This window comes from Spirulina sp. LEGE 11439 (genome assembly GCF_059821285.1).
The window spans coordinates 80,492-99,345 of the sequence record NZ_JCAMRX010000012.1; the positions used below are offsets into that span (position 1 = coordinate 80,492).

21 protein-coding genes, 1 tRNA gene and 1 pseudogene are annotated in these 18,854 nt (G+C 43.1%); 10 read left to right on the forward strand and 13 right to left on the reverse strand.

The genetic code is table 11. From position 1 onward, the window contains the following. Positions 1-304 precede the first annotated feature (304 nt). Positions 305-520, forward strand: a complete 216-nt coding sequence (locus AC6RV6_RS11015) for a DUF8630 family protein (RefSeq protein ID WP_500240886.1) — start codon at positions 305-307, stop codon at positions 518-520. A 24-nt stretch (positions 521-544) separates the two neighbouring features. Continuing rightward, on the forward strand, positions 545-1,138 hold the full coding sequence (locus AC6RV6_RS11020) for a bilin-binding protein (RefSeq protein WP_500240887.1): 594 nt from the start codon (positions 545-547) through the stop codon (positions 1,136-1,138). A 98-nt stretch (positions 1,139-1,236) separates the two neighbouring features. Here the strand turns inward: AC6RV6_RS11020 and AC6RV6_RS11025 are convergent, their stop codons facing one another. Together AC6RV6_RS11025 and AC6RV6_RS11030 are read right to left on the reverse strand one after the other, a co-directional pair. Continuing rightward, positions 1,237-1,983 (reverse strand): phycoerythrobilin:ferredoxin oxidoreductase, encoded by a 747-nt coding sequence (locus tag AC6RV6_RS11025; RefSeq protein ID WP_500240888.1) that lies wholly within the window; start codon positions 1,981-1,983, stop codon positions 1,237-1,239. 38 nt (positions 1,984-2,021) lie between these two features. Further along, complete coding sequence (locus tag AC6RV6_RS11030) at positions 2,022-2,753, reverse strand: 15,16-dihydrobiliverdin:ferredoxin oxidoreductase (RefSeq protein WP_500240889.1); 732 nt, start codon at positions 2,751-2,753, stop codon at positions 2,022-2,024. Positions 2,754-3,098: 345 nt separating this feature from the next. Here AC6RV6_RS11030 and AC6RV6_RS11035 point away from each other — a divergent pair, with 345 nt between their 5' ends. Next, on the forward strand, positions 3,099-3,893 hold the full coding sequence (locus AC6RV6_RS11035; protein WP_500240890.1) for a phycobilisome rod-core linker polypeptide: 795 nt from the start codon (positions 3,099-3,101) through the stop codon (positions 3,891-3,893). Positions 3,894-4,035: 142 nt separating this feature from the next. Here AC6RV6_RS11035 and AC6RV6_RS11040 read toward each other — a convergent pair whose 3' ends face one another. Beyond that, complete coding sequence (locus tag AC6RV6_RS11040) at positions 4,036-4,830, reverse strand: pentapeptide repeat-containing protein (protein ID WP_500240891.1); 795 nt, start codon at positions 4,828-4,830, stop codon at positions 4,036-4,038. Between the two features lie 124 nt (positions 4,831-4,954). Between AC6RV6_RS11040 and AC6RV6_RS11045 the strand changes: the two genes are divergently transcribed. Then, positions 4,955-5,539 (forward strand): phycobiliprotein lyase, encoded by a 585-nt coding sequence (locus AC6RV6_RS11045; RefSeq protein WP_500240892.1) that lies wholly within the window; start codon positions 4,955-4,957, stop codon positions 5,537-5,539. 46 nt (positions 5,540-5,585) lie between these two features. Here the strand turns inward: AC6RV6_RS11045 and AC6RV6_RS11050 are convergent, their stop codons facing one another. Next, positions 5,586-7,454, reverse strand: coding sequence for a BamA/TamA family outer membrane protein (locus AC6RV6_RS11050; RefSeq protein WP_500240893.1), 1,869 nt, complete (start codon positions 7,452-7,454; stop codon positions 5,586-5,588). Between the two features lie 186 nt (positions 7,455-7,640). On the opposite strand from AC6RV6_RS11050, the pseudogene AC6RV6_RS11055 reads away from it, so the two are divergent. Together AC6RV6_RS11055 and AC6RV6_RS11060 are read left to right on the forward strand one after the other, a co-directional pair. Then, positions 7,641-7,772, forward strand: a pseudogene (locus AC6RV6_RS11055) (DUF6883 domain-containing protein); the annotation flags it as partial. Beyond that, on the forward strand, positions 7,769-8,080 hold the full coding sequence (locus tag AC6RV6_RS11060; RefSeq protein WP_500240894.1) for a DUF4926 domain-containing protein: 312 nt from the start codon (positions 7,769-7,771) through the stop codon (positions 8,078-8,080). The pseudogene AC6RV6_RS11055 and the gene AC6RV6_RS11060, both read left to right, overlap by 4 nt. 21 nt (positions 8,081-8,101) lie before the next feature. Here AC6RV6_RS11060 and AC6RV6_RS11065 read toward each other — a convergent pair whose 3' ends face one another. The 3 genes from AC6RV6_RS11065 to cbiE are packed head-to-tail and all read right to left on the reverse strand — an operon-like array spanning position 8,102 to position 10,021. After that, entirely contained in the window at positions 8,102-8,314 is a 213-nt protein-coding gene (locus tag AC6RV6_RS11065) for a hypothetical protein (RefSeq protein ID WP_500240895.1), read from the reverse strand. A gap of 27 nt (positions 8,315-8,341) precedes the next feature. Beyond that, positions 8,342-8,701 (reverse strand): hypothetical protein, encoded by a 360-nt coding sequence (locus tag AC6RV6_RS11070; RefSeq protein ID WP_500240896.1) that lies wholly within the window; start codon positions 8,699-8,701, stop codon positions 8,342-8,344. Between the two features lie 60 nt (positions 8,702-8,761). After that, positions 8,762-10,021: a precorrin-6y C5,15-methyltransferase (decarboxylating) subunit CbiE gene (gene cbiE / locus AC6RV6_RS11075; protein ID WP_500240897.1), complete on the reverse strand. Its 1,260-nt coding sequence runs from the start codon at positions 10,019-10,021 to the stop codon at positions 8,762-8,764. A 53-nt stretch (positions 10,022-10,074) separates the two neighbouring features. Between cbiE and AC6RV6_RS11080 the strand changes: the two genes are divergently transcribed. Further along, complete coding sequence (locus tag AC6RV6_RS11080) at positions 10,075-10,263, forward strand: hypothetical protein (RefSeq protein ID WP_500240898.1); 189 nt, start codon at positions 10,075-10,077, stop codon at positions 10,261-10,263. 33 nt (positions 10,264-10,296) lie between these two features. Here AC6RV6_RS11080 and AC6RV6_RS11085 read toward each other — a convergent pair. From AC6RV6_RS11085 to AC6RV6_RS11095, 3 genes are all read right to left on the reverse strand, one after another. Continuing rightward, a tRNA-Ser gene (locus tag AC6RV6_RS11085) sits at positions 10,297-10,381 on the reverse strand. A gap of 28 nt (positions 10,382-10,409) precedes the next feature. Then, a complete protein-coding gene (locus tag AC6RV6_RS11090) occupies positions 10,410-11,666 on the reverse strand; it encodes an efflux RND transporter periplasmic adaptor subunit (RefSeq protein WP_500240899.1) in 1,257 nt (418 codons plus the stop codon). A gap of 35 nt (positions 11,667-11,701) precedes the next feature. Further along, positions 11,702-12,637, reverse strand: coding sequence for a hypothetical protein (locus AC6RV6_RS11095; protein WP_500240900.1), 936 nt, complete (start codon positions 12,635-12,637; stop codon positions 11,702-11,704). 81 nt (positions 12,638-12,718) lie between these two features. Between AC6RV6_RS11095 and AC6RV6_RS11100 the strand changes: the two genes are divergently transcribed. Next, on the forward strand, positions 12,719-13,483 hold the full coding sequence (locus AC6RV6_RS11100) for a DUF1350 family protein (protein ID WP_500240901.1): 765 nt from the start codon (positions 12,719-12,721) through the stop codon (positions 13,481-13,483). A 31-nt stretch (positions 13,484-13,514) separates the two neighbouring features. Here AC6RV6_RS11100 and lipB read toward each other — a convergent pair whose 3' ends face one another. Further along, complete coding sequence (gene lipB, locus AC6RV6_RS11105; protein ID WP_500240930.1) at positions 13,515-14,174, reverse strand: lipoyl(octanoyl) transferase LipB; 660 nt, start codon at positions 14,172-14,174, stop codon at positions 13,515-13,517. A gap of 506 nt (positions 14,175-14,680) precedes the next feature. Here lipB and hpf point away from each other — a divergent pair. After that, entirely contained in the window at positions 14,681-15,358 is a 678-nt protein-coding gene (gene hpf / locus AC6RV6_RS11110; protein ID WP_500240902.1) for a ribosome hibernation-promoting factor, HPF/YfiA family, read from the forward strand. A gap of 33 nt (positions 15,359-15,391) precedes the next feature. Here hpf and crtD read toward each other — a convergent pair whose 3' ends face one another. Then, positions 15,392-16,963 carry a C-3',4' desaturase CrtD gene (gene crtD / locus AC6RV6_RS11115; RefSeq protein ID WP_500240903.1) on the reverse strand — a complete coding sequence of 524 codons (1,572 nt, stop codon included), beginning with the start codon at positions 16,961-16,963 and terminating at the stop codon, positions 15,392-15,394. 221 nt (positions 16,964-17,184) lie between these two features. On the opposite strand from crtD, the gene AC6RV6_RS11120 reads away from it, so the two are divergent. Beyond that, a complete protein-coding gene (locus tag AC6RV6_RS11120; RefSeq protein ID WP_500240904.1) occupies positions 17,185-17,691 on the forward strand; it encodes a dihydrofolate reductase family protein in 507 nt (168 codons plus the stop codon). A gap of 37 nt (positions 17,692-17,728) precedes the next feature. Here AC6RV6_RS11120 and AC6RV6_RS11125 read toward each other — a convergent pair whose 3' ends face one another. After that, positions 17,729-18,787 (reverse strand): cation diffusion facilitator family transporter, encoded by a 1,059-nt coding sequence (locus AC6RV6_RS11125; RefSeq protein ID WP_500240905.1) that lies wholly within the window; start codon positions 18,785-18,787, stop codon positions 17,729-17,731. Between the last annotated feature and the right edge of the window lie 67 nt (positions 18,788-18,854).

Here is an 18,854-nt window from a genome sequence, read left to right on the forward strand (position 1 = left end):
ATCCGTCTGTAATTAACCTAAAGGAAAGCCTCCTCTTTCGTCTCGTTTTTGAAAAACAAAGTAATATTTTGTTACATTTAATACGAATTTTGGCTGAGATGCAAGGGAGAACTTCGGCTAAAATACCTACTATATCAAGGCTTCAGCCTTGTAGTCGAGATTATAGACTCAATCTGTGGGATGATAAAAAACAGGATTGGATGAAATCCAAATATTCGACTTTGAGACAAAGTATTGTTTCAAGGCCCAGGATCTGTTACCCCAAATCATTAATTTTGCAGGAATCGATTAAGGAGTTAAGGCAATGTCTGACGAACAAATCCCCATTTCTCAAGCAATTGCTGAACTAGAGGAATATCGGCAACGTTTGGTTGACGATACCCTCGCGATCGCAAAAAAGGTTAAAGCCAGTAAAAAATCAGCCCTCGATCGATTGGAGCAACATCCAGAGATCGTAAAAATTGACAAAATGATCGCGGAGTTTCGCGATCGCCAGACGGCAACCAAAGAAGCCTCTTAACTGGAAAATTCTGGAGGAGCGAAAATGCAACTCAGCGAGAGAGCCAAACAACTCATTCCCAAAGCACGCATTGTGAGTTTTGCAACATGGCAAGACACGCATGCCTCTGAAGCGATCGCGCTTTTCCAAAAAGCAGATGACGAAGGGCGCTATTTAACAGATGCAGATATTGTTACCTTGCAAGAACTTTTGCGATCGCCGATTGGTTTAGAGGTTGCTCGAGTATTACGCGATCGTGCTACCGATATTGTCACGGAAGCGCGGGAGCAAGTTCTCGCCCAATTTCCTAATATTACCCAGCCCGGAGGGGAACTGTATCCTCCTTTCCGAGCGGAAGCCTGCTGGCGAGATTTCTGGCATTTTTTGCGCTGTGTTACCTATGGTATTGCTGGCGAATATTCTTCGTTTACCAGTGACGAAGGACTTAAAAATATGAACTTGCTCTACCAAGAATTAAAAGTTCCTCTCCCTGCAATGGTATTAGGTTTGGAATCTTTAAAAGCGGCCAGCTTGGAATCTTTAAAAGCGTCCAGTTTGCAAGATTTAAGCAATAACACAATAGAAAAAATAATCTCCTGTTTTGACCATCTCATTGAAAAGCTAAAAGAATTCGCATGAGAATAAGTTGGTTGGGTGTTGCTTTGCCTAACCCAACCGACTGACGATTCTGATTAGCGTTGGGTTTCGTGTTTCAACCCAACCTAACCTAACCTAACCTAACCATTACTTATTCCCAATTTTCGTTCTAAGTCGAACAAAAAGCCATGAATATATTCTTCAGTCCATTCCGAGCCGTAGAAACGCTGAAACATTCCCCGAGCGGGATCTTTTTCGGCTCGATAGCGCAGATAACTCAATTGTGCAGTTTTAATATCAGATAGTTGTTCGTCAGGTGCGGCTTCTACTGTCGCAACAAATTTTAAATAGGCCTGTAAGTAGTCTTTAAATGCGGCAAAAACTTTTGTTTCTACCACTTCCGTTTCTGTCGGTCGCGTCCAGAGAAATGCTGGAGAAAAGAAGGGTTGCGCTTCTTCGGGAAAGTCCCCTCCCCAAGGTAAATCTTTTTGATGGGCTTGAAATGTCTCCCAGATCGGTTGCGTGTATTTTTCTTGATAGCTTGGATCGTCCCGAAACAAAGGCTGCATATCTAAGGCAATTAAATGACCTCCCGGTAATGTGACTAAATCTGCACCAAAAAAAGGAAGATCGTAATTCAACTGCGGAAAGATAACAAAATTCAAAACTTGTAACGCGGCTCCTCCTTGAACGTGAGCAGCGCGAATTTGCCTCAATTTGGGTGCAGAATACGCATAACTGGTCGTGACAACTTCCTGTTGTCTTTTCTTGCTTCCCGTTATGGCACTTTTATACTCGAACCCTTCTGGAATAGGATAGGGTTCGAGGTCTAGATGTTCTTTCAGGGTTGCGATCGCGTAATCTAAAAAAGGTTGGTAAAGGGTCATTTCAATGAGCAATGAAGAATGAACAATGAGCAATAATATTATTTGCTGCTCACTGCTAACGGTTTCGCGTCTGCAAACAAGAACTCATATAAGAAACGCTCAGCCCATTCTGCACCAAAATAGCTGCTAAATAAACCATGAGCAGGATCGCGTTCGGCACTGTATTGGTCGTAATCTTTTTGTGCTTTGACAACACGCTGGATATCTTCAGGATCGGTTAAAGGGGTTGCGTTTTCTAAGATTTGCCAATAAAGATTAATGTAATCGATATAAGCGGGAAAAACTCGTTCCTCTACCGTATCGGGTTCGGTTTTGGCAAAGAGTAAATACTTAGAAAAATATTGATTGGCATCATAGAATTTCATGCCTAAATTTTGTGCGAGATCGTCATATTTATCTCGCAGCGATCGCATGGGTTCAATGTATTTATTTTGATATTCTTCCTCTCTGAAAAGAGGCTGAAAATCCATCACCACTAAATTTTTCTTTTGATTGCCAAAAGAGAGAAAATCAACGCCTAAGATGGGAATATCGTAGTGGTGTGCTGGATAAATAACACTATTAAAAACTTGGGCAGATTCTCCCGCATCAATATAGGTATAGCGGATTTTGCGAAACTCAGAAGATTGATAGCACCAGCTTTGAATCATCGCGGGATTTCTACCGCGTTCGGACAGTTGACGCTCTAGACCCGTTGGGATAGGGGAATTTTGTAGATCGAATTTTTTAAAAAGTTCTTGTTCTAAATATTTTTGAAAAGGCTTGTACATAATCAGGGAGATTCTCCGCCATTCACTGAAAAGTAGCATACGAGATAAACTCCGCTTATATCTGAATCCCCGATAAAAATGCAATAATCTGTAACATAGCGAAGGTTTGGAGGGATCGAGAAACAAGCCAAACGGGCGATCGCGAGGCAAACCTCGTCCTAGAAAAAACAAGGACGCAGAGAGAATGCACCAAATTCCGTAAAAATGATTGCAACTTAAAGTTTTGTTACGTTATTCCTCATAAATAGGACTGAGGTTTCCATCATTTCCTAAGATTGGGCTTGGCTGACCGAGTCAGTTGGCTTTCTAATACATTTGTAAAACATAAGGATTTGAGAGAAAAAAATGGGTAATCTGACAAATTCTGCAACCCTCGGACTGGATGCCTTTGAAGGGGAACCTTTGGAATTGCGTCCTAATGCTGCCGAAGATGAATTGCAAATCGTAATCCGGGCAGTTTATAAGCAGGTATTGGGTAACGGACATGTCATGGATTGCGATCGCTTGACGAGTGCTGAAGCCTTTTTGCGAAATGGCGATGTTTCCGTTCGCGGATTCGTTAATCTTGTAGCTCAATCGAGCTTATACCAGTCGTTATTTTTTAACCAATCTTCCCAATATCGCTTTATTGAACTAAATTTCAAACACTTATTGGGTCGTCCTCCCCAAGACCAAGCAGAAATTGCCAAACACGTTGTCATCTACAACGAACAAGGATACGAAGCTGAGATTATTTCGTATATCGATAGCCCAGAATATATCGCTAGCTTTGGAGAAAATGTTGTTCCTTATCCCCGCAGCATCAAAAGTCAAACTGGATTCAAAAACGAGACCTTTAACCGGACTTTCTCCTTGTTGCGCGGCTCGGCAACCAACGATAGCGATGGTCGTTCTCGTTTGGTGACTTCTCTGGGTGCGAATCTCCCCACACCCATCAAAAAACTGGCAATGGGCAATGGTGCAGCTTATGCTAATACTGGCAAGCGTTTTCAGATTAGTTATTCTACTTCGAGTACTGCAGCTCGACTCAAGAAGTACACTAACCAATCTGTCACCGTTAACTACAGTGAAATGTCACAAATCGTTCAAGGGATTCACCGACAAGGTGGCAAGATTGTCAGCATTTCCGAAGCCACCTAATTGACAAATTTCACATTCTCGAACTTATATCTGTTTGCTGAGAACAGTTTCCTAAATTGAGAGAGAATACCTCTTGCGTCTTGTCTGGCGAAAGGGGTATTTTTCTGAGACTCTCTACTCGAATGGAGATGTCTATTCCTTATCAAAATTCCTGACAGCCTAGGCTGTCTGTAGTGTGGGTGCGAGTATAAGCATTCCAAGTTTCTATATTTTTGAATAAGCAACCACAGAGCATTTTACGAGTTGATTCGGTTAACCCTCGAGCGCGACTAAAATCAGCCCCAGCAATGTCAGTGACATTATCAAAACTTGCTCCAGTTAAGTCCGTAGCACGAAAGTCCGCTCCTTGTAATTCGGCACCATTGAGACGAGTATCTCGCAAACAAGCTCCAGTGAGGAACGCACGTTGTAAATTTGCCCCACTCAAGGCTGCTCCTTCAAGATTTGCGCGAGTGAGATCTGCGCCGCTCAAATATGCACCGCGAAGATTCGCATGGCGAAGATCGGCATCGCGAAGATTGGCAGTATTGAGAAAAACACCGCTCAGACGGGCATAAGGACCGATCGCGCCACAACTTTTATAATCGTAATCTGACGGCCAAATCGTAGCCATGTCGTAGCAAGAAAGCTCTAATTTTGTCCCTTCTAAGTTTGCCTCTTCCAGATTGGCTTTTTGCAGTTGAGTACGGTGCATTAAACTATTTTGCAAATTCGCCCCTTGCAAATTCGCTTCAACCAAAAAAGTGCCGCGAAAATCTGTTCCTTGACAATTTGCCCCCTGCAAATTGGCACGATTCAAATTCGCCCCACTCAGATTTGCTCCTGCTAAGTTTACCCCTTCAAGATTAATTCCTTGGAGATCGACCCCTGTGAAACTTTCTTCCTTGGCGATCGCCTGCAAAATATTCTCAAGGTCGTAGGTGGATGAGTTGTTCATAGATGAGTCTGAAGATTTGTAGCGGAGTGAATCGGTTGTGACCCGATCTATCATAAGATTTCGCCAGCTACATCCGGAACGAACGCGATTTTTCTTAACAAAATTTTGAGGAGGCTCAACAACAATGCTATTTACTCCCCCAATGACCATGATGGACTTTTTTCGCAAAAGTGAAGGACAATGGTTTTCACAGCGAACAGTTCATCATTTTGATGCAGTTAAGGATGAGTCGGGCGACTCTAATATCGTGATCGAGGTTTTGGAACAAGACGATCCGCGAGTCTTAGAAGTGTGCAAAGCGCAAAATGTCGATCCCGCTCGGGCATCGGGAGGCGCTAGTTTTAATTGGTTGGCCACCTTAGAGGAAGTCAATCCCAATTATGCCGCGATCCTTGTGGATATTCCCAACTCTGACAACCCGAAAGCGGGTAAATTTTTACGCAATCGAGGTTATGTTGAAGGCATTCCGGTCATCTGTCGGTATAAATTTGCACCGGATGGCGTATTAAGTATTCAAACTGAGTACGAACGCAATCAAGGAATGGAACGATGTTGGTTTATTACCGACAATTTTCGCGTTCGGGTCAGTACTGTAAAAATGTTAAATGGGGTCAATTTAATGACTTATTGTTCCGAACGTCGTTGTGTGACCCCAGAACTGTTAGAGGAGATGGTTGCGAGCGATCGCCAAGAAATGCAAGCCGTTTAGTCAATTGAGCATTCGTTGTTTGTTTCGCAACAAACAACGAACAACACTAAAACCGATGACCAATGCCAAAATGAAGGCGACTATCACCGCGATCGCTTAAGCCAAAATCAGCCCGAATGACTCCCACTGGAGAATTTACCCGAATTCCCGCACCATACCCGAAACCCGTTCCTCGGGTTGTTTCTTCTACCCCCCCTTCGCCTATTGTCGGGCTGGATGACCCCAAATCTGTGCCAAAATCGGCAAACAGCACCCCTGTAACGGGAGAAGCAAATAAGGGAATGCGATATTCAGCAGAGGCGAGAAAATAACTGCGACCCCCTCCCAGCTCGGCGAAATCATAACCGCGAATGGAGTTCGTCCCACCTAAGTTAAAGCCTCGGTAAGGAGGGAGATCGCCGATCGTTGTTCCGCCTTGTACATTGAGTGCAACGACTTCGGGATTCTTCTCATCAAATAACTGAGTGGGGGTAAAGTGAGCAAAATTGGCTTCAAGACGATTGGATAAAATGGTGCCTTGACCCACGGGAAGAGATTGTTCGGTGGAGAAGCTCAGGACGGATCCAGAGGTCGGATTAATGGAATTATCGCGCAGATCCCGGGCGATTCCGGCTTGAAGGGTCACGAGGTCGTCAATGCCCTTTTCTGTCACTGAGAGTTGATTGCCAAAGCGATCGCTCGGGTTGAGATTCCCATCGCTATCTCGAATACTCACTTGTGTATAATTCAAGCCGGCGTTGGCTTGCCATTCGCCGACGGGGGCGTTAAAGTTCACCCCACCGCCAAAACGTCCCTCACGAGGGCGATCGCCATTTTCCAAGAGGACTTCTTCATTAAAGTTGGTTGAAATGCCGCGATTGCGAAACGCATTAACATTATATCCAGGCGTATCGGGGTTAGTAGCGCGATAGGGGCTGCCAAAATTGCCTTGAAATTGCAGATCCCGCGTCCCGGCGGTAATTTGTAAGCCGAGGGTTTGACCGATACCGCCAATATTGCGATCGTTGTAACTCACGGTACCAAAAAGCCCGCTCGATTCGCTATACCCCCCGCCCGCACTCACTCCTCGTGTCGAATCTTCGCTGAGTTGATAAATCACATCGACTTCATTGGCATCGCCATTGAGGGCAATGTTTGCATTCTTAAAGAGTCCCAGTTGGTAGAGTTTGCGTAAATCTTCTTGGGCTGTGGCGACTTGAAAGGCTTCTCCGGGTTGGACTTGCAGATGTTCTTTAATAAAGTCTTCGTTGGTGCGTCCGTCGGTAATTTGGCCTTCTTTGTCGAGAAAAGTCACATTCACCGATCGCACGATTCCTTCGGCGACATCGACGTTTAAAACGCCTCCTCCGGTGGTGCGAACATCTCTCACTTGGGCGATCGCATAACCATTTTCTTCATACCATTGATTCAATTGGGCGATACTTGCGTTAATTTTACTGGGGCTAATGGGTTGGTTGAGTTGGGGGGAAAAAATGCGATCGGCGGTTTCTCTATCTAACACTTTGGCATTCTTTAAGTCTAGCGATCGCACGATTTCGGGTTGTACGTCATAGACGATATCCCAGCCGTTTTTATTCTCATGATGACTGGCTTTCGCATCGGTAAAGAGTCCGGTACTGAGAATTGCTTTCGTATCATTTTCCAAGAGGCTTTCGCTGGTTACATTTCCCAATTGTGTCGCGATCGTATTGAGAACAATCTCTTGTAATTCTGCATCTACCCCTCTTACTTGAATATCCGTAGCGGTGACAGCCAGATCGGGTAGGGGGTTTTGCTGGGTTGAAGGGTTCGCCGAAGCGGTTTCGCTGAAGTCTGGTAAGGCTTCTACACTCACATTGGCAGGTTGTGCGATCGCTCGAGGAGTGGCGATCGTGACGCTAACAAGAGTATAGAGAAGGAGGTGTGAAAAACGCATGATTTGCTCCCTTTTTCCGGTAGGTTATTCTCTTTGACTGAGAGAAAGGGAGAGAGTTTCTCTGGGTGTGGCGATCGTTTCGGTGTCACAGGAGAAGGGACACAGCTTTAAGTTATAATTTCTCTTAAGAATGCAAACACAAAAATGAAATTAGGAGATGTCGCTAAACAGATTGAGATCGATCCACGTTATCAAGTCGATCTTGAAATTCAAGGCATCGAAGAAAGCCAGAAAGAGATTGTGCGAACGGGTTGGATAGTTGCTCCAGAAAGCAATATTGCTAAATTAGTTACATTATATGTCAAAAAAAGATCATGATAAAACCAGAATTATTTGATGTTGTTGAATTATTAGTAGATATTCCAGAAGATAATCTGCGATCGGGAAATCGAGGAACAATTGTAGAAAACCATGAAGATGGTCAATATGAAGTTGAGTTCACTAATGATGAGGGGGAAACTTTAGCAATGCGATCGCTTTCTTCTCCACAATTTATCATTGTCTGGCAAGCGAAGACAAAACGATGTTTATCAATATCTGAAAAGCTCGCAGCGATTCTTGAAAATTTATCTTCTGAAAGACAGAAAGAAGTCTTTGATTTTGCTTGTTTTTTGCGATCGCGATAGTTTTAGAAAAATGCGATCGCGTTAGCCTTCAGATTTAGCCATTTCATATTTAGCAATGAGTTCTTGTACCATTGGAACTAACTCGATAGGAATTTGCATCAATGTCTTGCCATCATTTTTAAATATAGCTTCATCTTCTGTAACAGCTTCATCTTCAGTTTGTTTTTCATAATAATTAAGAACGCTTTGCACTCTTATTTCATCCCATCCTCGAGGAAATTGGTTTTTGTTCATGGTTCCTTCCTACTCTTGCGTCGTCGATTAGTTTGTTTCAGGATAAAATCGAGCAATAACCTCAATTCGTCCAACAATATTCCGATTGAATTGTTCTAATTCTTCTGCGGGAATCCATAGTTCTTGATGAATTGAGCCACCGACTGTTTGAACGGGATATTTTCTGATATATTCAGAATTGATGGAAAATCGCGTCACAAAACCAGATCTGCTTGCTTTTACATTCCAATCTCTGGCAATTTTTCTAGCATATTCTTCATGCAAAACAGGATAAAAAATAGGTTGTTCGGGTAATCTAGGAGGAAAAGCGGAGTATCCAGATTTTTCTATTAATTCTAACTCTTTTGCTCCCACGGGTCTGTAAAGAATTGTTATTTCTCTTGGCACATTAACCTCCTAACATAATTTCTCTCGTCAGTATTTAATTAACTTAAAATTCTCAATATTTTATCGTTGTGCAGTAATAATGGTCACAGGATTGAGCGGTGAAAAGCGAGTAAGGTGTCCAATAGGAACAGAACGAGAAATTTGCAGTTGTAAGAGGCGATAATCCCATTTTTGTTCTTGTAACCAACTGATACTTAAATTCAAATGTTCGAGAGTGGCAAAGGCAAGAATAATTAATCCTTTATCTCGTAATTTTGCTTGACAAACAGCTAAGATTTTGCTTAAGTTGCCACCACTCCCGCCGATGAAAATGCGATCGCACTCGGGTAAATCTCTTAAACTTTCTGGTGCAGTCCCTTCAATAACCGTCACATTTTTCACCTGTAAGCGCTGGCAATTCTTGCGAATTAAATTGGCTCCCATTGCCGTTTTTTCAACTGCATAGATGCGAGAATCAGGACGCAAACGGGCGATTTCAATAGCAACAGAACCCGTCCCCGCACCAATATCCCAAATAATTTGTTCTGGTTGTAATGCCAATTCCCCTAAAATGGCAATACGGATCTCGCGTTTGGTCATTAAACCCGGGCGATCGCGAAAACTTAAAAAGACCTCATCGGGGAGTCCAAAAAGTGGCAATTGTTCTAAATTTAATTCTTTTTCTTCCTGGCGCAATAAAATTAAAACATTGAGAGGGGAAAATGTTTGTTTTTGGAGCAATTTCGCAGAATAACAATTTACTTTCTCTGCATCTCCTCCTAAATTTTCGCAGACCCAAAATTGATAGCGAGTGGGGATATCGAGAGAGAGATACAAAGATGCGATCGCACCGGGAGAATTAATCTCGTCGGTGAGAACCGCTATTTTTTCAAGTCCTTGCTGTAGCGATCGCCCTAATTCATCCAAGGAACGTCCGTGAGCGCTAATAATTTTAGCATCCTGCCAAGGAACTTTTACTCGCGCAAACGCCAATTGCAGGGAACTGACATGAGGATAAAATTGCAAGCATTCGGGAGGAAAAGAAGCTAATAATAAGCGTCCCAAACCGAAAAAGAGAGGATCCCCTGAAACCAGAATGACAATGCGATCGCCTTGTTGCCAAAATTCCTCAATTTGTGCGATCGCTTCGCCAATTTTCCCCAAAATCAGGCGTTTTGCGGGATATTCGGCTACATAATCCAAATGACGGCGACTTCCGACCAATACCGTTGCTGTTTCAATCTGTTGTAAAGCGACGCGATCGAGTACGGACAACCCTTCTAACCCGATCCCAATAACTTTAAGAGGATTTTTTCCCTGATTTTCCCGATCTGTCTTCATTCCCTCTGTAGAAAGTAATACCAGCAATTGATAAGCATCAGGGAGAATTCGTCGTGGTCGTACTCAAAACTTACACTCGCAAAGAACTTTTTCAGTATATCAAGCACTTGGAATCCGAGTTAGGATTATTAAGTGCAAAAGATAGTCAAGATTTAATTCAAGCGGTTGAACGCGGTCTAATTCCCCTGAAAGATGCTTGCAATCTCATTGATAATGTTATCTCTTTAGAACAGTCACGTTGATAATTTTTTATTGATAATTGTTCATTAAAAAAGCGGAGAGGGTGGGATTCGAACCCACGGAACCTTGCGGTTCACTCGATTTCAAGTCGAGCGCGTTCGACCACTCTGCCACCTCTCCGAGTTGTTTTATTATAACAGATTTATGGCTAACGAGGGGAAAGAATACTCGGACGAATGCGATCGCCATCTTTGAGGGGTTTAGCACTATTGAGAACAAAGCGATCGCCGTCAGAAATCCCCGAGAGAATTTCTACTTTTCCCTCTGTGCGATCGCCCAGAAATATCTCTCGCGCTACGACTCGATCTTCTCCTTGTACGATAAATAAAGTCCCTTTTTTCGGGTCTTGTTGCTCTTCTAATTTTTGTATGGCGCTTTCAGGAATGATAATTCGCGGCTGTCCTCTCGGCGCAAAAGTGACCCGCGCGAGTAAACCACTACCAATGCGATCGCTAAAATTAGGAAATGTCACCTCTACAGGAATTTGCCGAGACGTGGGATCGGCAACAGGAGAAATGCGGGTGACTCTCCCGGGAAAAACGCGATCGCCAAAAGCATCAAGTTGCACTTGTACGGTTTGACCCACTGTTACTCCCGCTAAATCTAACTCAGATAAAGGAACGATCGCTTTGATTTGACTAAAATCCCCCAATGTGAGAACTGCTTCTCCGGTCGTGACTAAATTTCCCGGTTCGCTGACCCTCTCTAACACCTTGCCATCAATGGGAGAGGTTAAACGGGAAAAGGCTTGTCTCTGCACTTCTCGCGCTAAAATTGCCCGTTGTGCGGCTAACTGTCCCAAACTGGCTTCAATGGCTCTTTCTTCGGTGCGAATGTTCTCTCGTGCTGAATTGACGGTTTGTGCGGCGACTTCTACTGCGGTTTGGAAGAGTTCGGCTTCTCGCTGAGAAACGGCACCATCTTTGGCTAAATTGGTGTAGCGTTCCGCATCATTTTTCGCTTGTTCTAATTCTATCTTGGCGCGTTCGAGTTCCGTGCGAGCATTATTCACTTGGGTACGTCCTCGTTCTATCTCTGCGTTGAAGGCAGCGAGTTGCGCCTCGGCTTCGCTGACACTGGCGGCTAAAATATTATCGTCTAAACGTGCCACAATTTGCCCGCGACGAACGCGATCGCCGACATCGACTCCTAAAACTAACAATCTCCCTTCCACGCGAGAACGAAGGGAGATAATTTTTAAGGGTTGGGTGCTGCCAATATATTCAATAGGACTCTCTAAGCGTCCCGATCGCGCAATTTCGACGTTGACGGCGATGGGTCGATCGTCTTGTTGTTGGGGTTGCGATCGCGCTACGTTATTTTCCTTCGGACTGCATCCTGTTGTCACAATGAGGAAAGGAAGAAACAAGAAGGCGATCGCACTTTTTATGTTAAGTTTTGGCATTTTTGTCACCTACAATCCTCTCGGACTATATTCGATTAGCCTTCATAGCGCATGACACCCACGAGAGATTGTAGGTCAAAATCGCGATCGCGCCCGCTCAGACAAACGCCAGAACTGACAACGGTTAAATCGCTTTTATCAATAGCAGAACTGTGTAATTGTCCGTCGGCGGTTCGCCATTCTACTTGCCAGTAGTCACCGCGATCGCGATAATTTTGTAATCGTCCTCCGCCTTGTTGCAACGCTTCTTGCAGGCGATTTTCGTCATTGCCTTCAATTGGGCGAGTTGAGTTGCGATCGCGTCGGCGATCGCGAGGTCTTTGACGCGATGGTCTTCTATTTTGTCTCGCTTCCCGTACCTGTTGGCGATGTTGAATTTGTCTCCGTCCCGCTTCGCTACGCTGCCAAGCGAGATCGTAAGCGGTTTGCATCTCCGGGGTCATCCCCGCAAAACGGAGGTTCTCTGGGGATGTTTCTTGGCGCAATGCCTCTCGCATTTGTTCCCCTGCTTGAGGATCCGCACGGCGATCGCCTTCATCAAACCAGCAAATTGTGCCATCAACCCGCGCAATGATACTCTCCAATTGTCCGCCATCGTTCACCAAATGGACGGCAACGGGTTTAACTATCCCAAAACGCTGTTTCATATCTGATTCATTGACCGGGTAAGCCAGCCAAGTTTGACTGCGCAGTGCATAAAGCAAGCGCAAACGCAAGGGTTTTAATAATTGTAAATAAGTTGTAAGTTGGGGTAAATTTGCCTCATCGATCGCTTCCGCAACTTGGCGATCGACCGGGAGAAAAATCCCCCAGCCTTCAAAATCTGTCGGACGGGTTACAAAAGTATAAATTAGATTACCGATAGAAGTACGAACCTTCCCACCTCCCACACAAGGCGCAAGAAATTCGCGATCGCTCATCTGCTCCTCTTCAGCAGCCAATTGATTAATAAGTTGACGAATATCGCTCATGAGATGAACAGCAAGTTTTCTTTAATTGTAATACAATCGAAAAAAGAAAATCGATTGTGCTTCATTGTTCATTGAAAAGAAATGGATTGGCAAGAAATTGCAGGAAATTGGGTTATCGTTCCCGATGATACGATTGGTATTGTTCATTTTTTAGGCGGAGCATTTATCGGCACTGCGCCGCATTTAACCTATCGTTGTTTATTGGAACAGATCGCCAGTGCCGGCTTTGTGGTTATTACTACACCTTGCTTAAATACTTTCGATCATGCTGCGATCGCAAGGGATGTTCTCAATCGCTTTGAAACCATTCGCGATCGCTTATACGCCCAAAAAATCCTCAACGATACCGCTTTACCGATTTACGGTTTAGGGCATAGTCTGGGCTGTAAGTTACATTTACTCATTGGCAGTTTATACGAAGTCGAACGGGCAGGTAATATTTTCATTTCGTACAATAATTTTCCCGTCGATCGCTCTATTCCGTTTGCAGAACAGTTACAATTAACGCCCACATTCAATTTAGAATTTACCCCCTCTCCCGCCGAAACAAACGAGTTAATTATCCAAGAATATAAAACACGCCGCAATTTTCTCATTAAATTTAGAAGAGATGCAATCGATCAAACCTACGATCTTCATCCTGTTTTACAAGCACGCTTTCCCGATATGATTTCCCTACAAGTTTTACCGGGAAATCATGTTACTCCCATTAACCAAGAAGTCAGTTGGCAAGCAGGAGATAACTTTACTCCCATCGATGCGATCGCGCAATGGTTTAAACAAGAAACAACTAAGGACTTACAACGTCTCAAGCAAGAAATTCTCCTCTGGTTAAATCCTTTTTAGTGAACAGTTATCAGTTATCAGTTATCAGTTATCAGTGAATAATGTACTCGATCGCAAACACTTCAGCAAATGCGCTGATAATGTCTTGTCGCACTGTTTCAACTTGAATATCGGGCAGAAATTGCGCCAAACTACCAACAGGTCTATCTTGAATTCCACAGGGAACAATACGAGAAAATCCTGCGAGATCGGGACATACATTTAAGGCAAAACCGTGCATCGTTATCCAGCGCTTAACTTTAATTGCGATCGCCGCTACTTTATATCCTTGCACCCAAACTCCTGTTAATCCAGAAATTCGTTCTCCCACCAACCCATATTTAGCAACAACGCGAATAATAACTTCTTCTAATTGACGTAAATACCAATGTAAATCTTGCTGATAATAACGTAAATTTAGAATAGGATAACCCACAAGTTGCCCCGGACAATGATAGGTAACTTCTCCGCCTCGTTCTGTGCGATAGAGTTCCCATTCACTCTCTTGGGGATTAAACTTGATAAACTCTTCATGACTTCCCGTTCCTAAAGTATAGACGGGAGGATGTTCTAATAATAACAGAATGTCATGAAGTTTTGGATCGGCAAGTCTTTCTGCAACAAGCGATCGCTGCTGTTCCCATGCAATTCGATAAGGAACTAATTCTTGCCAACTTAGACAACATTTACGGCATTTTATTCCCTTAGACATCATTCTACTAGATACCACATCTGCGTTTTTGTCAAGAAATGTCAACGGATGCAAAGGATCGTAAAGAGAAATCACAGGGTTGAGTTCTCTACAATACAAAGTGTTAGGGTGATAGATATAGAAACAAGTTCGTTCAACACAATAGATTGTTAAACCGCCGAACGAAATGGTTCTAGCCAAAAGGACGGCATCTCTTTCTGTCCACCTTAGTCAAGGAGAAGCAAGCCAGCGAACCAACAGAAATCTATCTGCGACCTATATCTTTGCTAATCACTTGATTGTGAATTTGTCAAGATATTGTATGCAAATCATTTCGTTGTTTAAAGAAGATTCTGTTGGTGTCCTGAAGAGAGAAACAGTAGATCGAGAAGCCTGTTTGAACTCCGTTTTTGCCTGTTGTTCGCAGAACCAAACGAACAAATCTCCCTTTCCCCAAAAAACCAAGCTCTTAATTGCGTGCTGGTTTCTCGGGAGCGACTTAAAGTTTATTTAATGGAGTAATCAATATGAAGCTGTTAGTTCAGGGCAATAACATTACCGTCACTGAAGCAATTCATCTTTACGTACAAGAAAAACTTGAAAATGCAGTTCGGCACTTTCAAAGTATTACCACCAAAATTGACGTTCATTTGTCTGTAGCGCGAAATCCTCGGATCAGCGACAGCCACAAAGCAGAAGTTACCGTACACGCGAATGGAACGGTGATTCGGGCGCAGGAAAGCAGCGAAGATTTATATGCGAGTATCGACATGGTAGCCGATAAAATTACTCGCCAACTCCGCAAATACAAAGAAAAACATTTTCTCAAAAATCATAAAACCCCGAAAGAGGAAGCACTCTCCACACAACCTCCGATCGCATCGGATATTAAAGATTTAATTGGCGATCGCCAACCAGAACTCCCCCCAGAAGTGGTTCGCATGAAATATTTTGCCATGCCTCCCATGACGATTGATGATGCACTATTACAACTGCAATTGGTAGACCATGATTTTTACGTTTTCCGCAATAGTGAATCCAATGAAATCAATGTGATTTATATGCGGAATCACGGGGGATATGGTGTCATTTTACCTCGCGAAAGCAATGGCAATGGACACAATGCCCATGAGAACAATGGCAAGGTTTCTCAAGTAGTTTCTGAGGAAGAACAAACTTCAGAAATTCCCCCAGCACAGGTGTAAATCAGTTATCAGTCACCAGTCACCAGTCACCAGTTATTGAGTGCAAATCTGTTTCACTGTTGTCAGGGCTGAGTAACTGACTCCCGCAGTGCCTTCCCCCGGATGGGTAGAATCTCCCACCAACCAGAGATTTTGGATGGGGGTTCGCGTCCCGAAACCAAAGGGACCAAAGGTGGAAAGGCGCTGCCCCACTCCTCCCACATACCCTTCTTTGCGTCCGGTAAAATAGGTAAAGGTGCGAGGAGTGGCTGTTTCTTGATGGAGGATGGTTGCAGGGGTAAGGTGAAAATATTCTCCCAGACGAGCGATCGCATCGCGAGTATATCTTGCCTTTAATTGTTCGTAATCTACTTTTGTTCCTTGCCACCATTGTCGCGTATCGACGAAGGAAGAAGCGATGATCGTACCTTGACCTTTGGGAGCGCGTCCGTCTCCGGGTTTACTAACGGACACGAAAAGAGAATTATTCTCGCCAATTTCTCCATCATAGTCATAGAGAAATTGTAAATGCGGCGGACAATTTTCAGGAATAGCCGCGCGATCGACTCCTAAATAGACGACAAATGCTCCAGAAGGAGAAGGAAGTTTATCAATTCGGAATTGATATTGTTGCCAATTCAAGAAAGAAGTAGGAGGTAAGAAGGGAAAATATAAAGGCTGCGATCGCGCCCGATCTGCGACTAATTTTTGCAAATTTTGTACCGTAACATTGGCGATAATTTCGTCTGCTTCTTCTGTCCAAACTTCTCCAGTTTTGAGATTGCGGATCGTGACTCCCGTTGCTTTTCCTTTTTCAACGCAAATATGTTCGACATTGTGACGCATTTGCAATTCTCCACCATATTTTTCTAAGGCCTCTACAAGGCGATCGCTCAATATCTGCATACTGCCTTCGAGATGATACAATCCTTGAGGAGTTTGAGAAACCCCTAAAGCCGTTGCGGCATATAAAAGGGCAGTTTCATCAGCATTAACTTGAGAATATAACTTAAGCTGCATATCCAAAAATGTTCGCAAGCGTTGATTTTGATATAACCCAAATAACCGCAGCGCATCTCCTACTGTCATTAAAGTAAAAGGAACTGTGATTAAAGTCTCTAAACGAATTGCTGCGAGTAATTGTTTCATATCCCAAAAATTGCGAGGTGGCAAAACCGGATCGCGAGATTGAAACTTCCAACTAACCTGAAATAATATATTCATTAACTGCCAAAAAGGTTCGCTACCAGGAAACTGTTTTTCTCTTTCTATTTGCCATTTTTCCCGATCTCGCCAAACATTAATTGGTTCTTTTTCTTCCGGTAAAAATACTGAACAAGCCGGATCGCAATATGTGGCTCTGGGCAATTCTACCTCTAATTCTGTAAAAATACGATGATGAATTCCTCCCGGTTCTAAGCCAGCCACTTGAGTTGCCCCCACATCAAAAATAAAGCCTTTTCGTTTAAAAGTAGAAGCGCATCCCCCCGGTACAATTGCTTGGTCGAAAACCCGTACATTATAGCCTCGACAGGCAAGCAATGCAGCCGCCGTGAGTCCCCCAATTCCCGCACCGATGACAATAGTGCAACGAGAAAAAGTCGTGTTGTTCTGAAGTTTAGTCACAATTCTTTTGATATAAATTTTTGTAAAATTTAATTGATATTTTAGCATTTTTCTGAAGTAAATGTTCCCTAAACCGTCGTTGTCAAAGATTGTTTTCCTCTCGTTTTTGCCGAGACTGGGAAATCGCACGATTGATGGGATGATTGATATCCTCAACCCTCAACAATCTCTAACCCAAGTCACTCGCAATATTTTCCATTACCTGAACAACAGAACGCAACATGAAAAAAGTTAGCTTATTTATTGCCTCCAGTCTAGACGGATATATCGCCAGAAAATCCGGTGCAGTCGATTGGTTATTTACCGATGCAGATTACGGTTACACAGAATTTTTTGCTAGTATTGATACCGTAATCATGGGACGAAAAACTTATCAACAAATTCTCGGATTTGGCGACTATCCTTATATCGGCAAACAAAGTTTTGTTCTCTCCAAAACTCTCAAAGGAACGAAAGATAAAAATGTAGAGTTTGTTGATAGAAATTCAGAGGATTTTAGAGAAATATTCCGAAAATCGTGCAAAATTTGGTTGGTCGGAGGAGGAGAAACGATCGCGTATTTTCTCAAACATCATTGGATTGATGAATTAATTCTCTCTATTCATCCTATCATTCTTGGTGAAGGAATTCCTTTAATTAATAAGGACGCTCGTTTGGAAACTCAATTGAAATTGCGCGATGTTAAAACTTACCCTTCTGGATTAATGCAAGTTTATTATGATTTTTGAATTTGTAGCATTAAAATGAAACAATGAGTTGATATACTTAATCTGGATTTCTAATCAGATTGGCATCGCAATCCGGTTCGTATTCTGGTTGTAAAGTAATATGATGAATCGCAAATTTTTCTCTTAATTGCTGTTGAATCCGTCCCAGAATCAAAGTCATTTGACTTAAGGCGAGATTCGTTTTAAATGCAAGGTGTCCTTCAAAATGAATTTCGCGATCGCTAATTTGCCAAAGATGAACGTGATGAACATTGGCAATTTCTGGGTTTTGTAAAATCTCCCCTTCAATTTCCTCTAGATTGAGATGGGAAGGTGCAAACTGCATGACAATTGCTAAAGAAGACTTGAGAATCTGCCATGAGGCATAAACCAGATAAATCGCAATAAAAATTGTGAGGAGACTATCCAGCCAATAAATTTGATAAAAATACATCATGAGTCCTCCCGCAAATACCGCCACCGAGGTTAAAACATCACTGGCTAAATGTAAATAAGCCGAGCGCAGATTCAAGTTACGACGAGAATCGCGATACAGTGCGAGAATACTACCTCCATTCACCAAAATGCCCAAGAATGCCAACCCCATTACGATCCCCGAATCAATTGCTTCTAATTCACCTTGTCCCGATAACCGTAAAATCGCTTGATAAACGAGATTGAATCCGATCGCGATTAACATGGTCGCATTAATCGAAGCAGCTAATATCTCCGCTCGTTTATAACCAAAAGTTTTCTCGTGAGTTGCTTGTTTGGAAACTAAACGATTCGCAATATAACTGACAAACATTGCCAAAACATCGCTAGCATTATGAAGGGCATCGGAGAGCAGTGCTAAACTCCCAGCAAATAAACCACCAATAATTTGAGCAACTGTAATCGTAATATTGAGAAAAATAACAAATCCTAAGCGTTTTCCACTGCTAGAATGATGCTCGTGATGGTGATGATGGTGATGTGTTGTAGACATAATAAATAAAAAGAAAGAATTGAGTAATTTAACATTATATTCGCATAGGAGTTTATTGTTGCGATCGAGGGCTGCGATCGAGAATAAGGAATGAGATTGACTCTGAATGCCTTCGCTGCGATCGCTCAAAACCTAACGCGATCGTTAAGTTTAATCGGTCCTCCTGACATAAATTGCACCCACTGGCTACAATAAG

Bases quoted from the DNA above. Each gene is read 5' to 3' on its own strand.
- AC6RV6_RS11015 (WP_500240886.1), top strand. From the start codon at position 305: ATGTCTGACGAACAAATCCCCATTTCTCAAGCAATTGCTGAACTAGAG.
- AC6RV6_RS11020 (WP_500240887.1), top strand. From the start codon at position 545: ATGCAACTCAGCGAGAGAGCCAAACAACTCATTCCCAAAGCACGCATT.
- AC6RV6_RS11025 (WP_500240888.1), bottom strand. From the start codon at position 1,983: ATGACCCTTTACCAACCTTTTTTAGATTACGCGATCGCAACCCTGAAA.
- AC6RV6_RS11030 (WP_500240889.1), bottom strand. From the start codon at position 2,753: ATGTACAAGCCTTTTCAAAAATATTTAGAACAAGAACTTTTTAAAAAA.
- AC6RV6_RS11035 (WP_500240890.1), top strand. From the start codon at position 3,099: ATGGGTAATCTGACAAATTCTGCAACCCTCGGACTGGATGCCTTTGAA.
- AC6RV6_RS11040 (WP_500240891.1), bottom strand. From the start codon at position 4,830: ATGAACAACTCATCCACCTACGACCTTGAGAATATTTTGCAGGCGATC.
- AC6RV6_RS11045 (WP_500240892.1), top strand. From the start codon at position 4,955: ATGCTATTTACTCCCCCAATGACCATGATGGACTTTTTTCGCAAAAGT.
- AC6RV6_RS11050 (WP_500240893.1), bottom strand. From the start codon at position 7,454: ATGCGTTTTTCACACCTCCTTCTCTATACTCTTGTTAGCGTCACGATC.
- AC6RV6_RS11060 (WP_500240894.1), top strand. From the start codon at position 7,769: ATGATAAAACCAGAATTATTTGATGTTGTTGAATTATTAGTAGATATT.
- AC6RV6_RS11065 (WP_500240895.1), bottom strand. From the start codon at position 8,314: ATGAACAAAAACCAATTTCCTCGAGGATGGGATGAAATAAGAGTGCAA.
- cbiE (WP_500240897.1), bottom strand. From the start codon at position 10,021: ATGAAGACAGATCGGGAAAATCAGGGAAAAAATCCTCTTAAAGTTATT.
- AC6RV6_RS11090 (WP_500240899.1), bottom strand. From the start codon at position 11,666: ATGCCAAAACTTAACATAAAAAGTGCGATCGCCTTCTTGTTTCTTCCT.
- AC6RV6_RS11095 (WP_500240900.1), bottom strand. From the start codon at position 12,637: ATGAGCGATATTCGTCAACTTATTAATCAATTGGCTGCTGAAGAGGAG.
- AC6RV6_RS11100 (WP_500240901.1), top strand. From the start codon at position 12,719: ATGGATTGGCAAGAAATTGCAGGAAATTGGGTTATCGTTCCCGATGAT.
- lipB (WP_500240930.1), bottom strand. From the start codon at position 14,174: ATGTCTAAGGGAATAAAATGCCGTAAATGTTGTCTAAGTTGGCAAGAA.
- hpf (WP_500240902.1), top strand. From the start codon at position 14,681: ATGAAGCTGTTAGTTCAGGGCAATAACATTACCGTCACTGAAGCAATT.
- AC6RV6_RS11120 (WP_500240904.1), top strand. From the start codon at position 17,185: ATGAAAAAAGTTAGCTTATTTATTGCCTCCAGTCTAGACGGATATATC.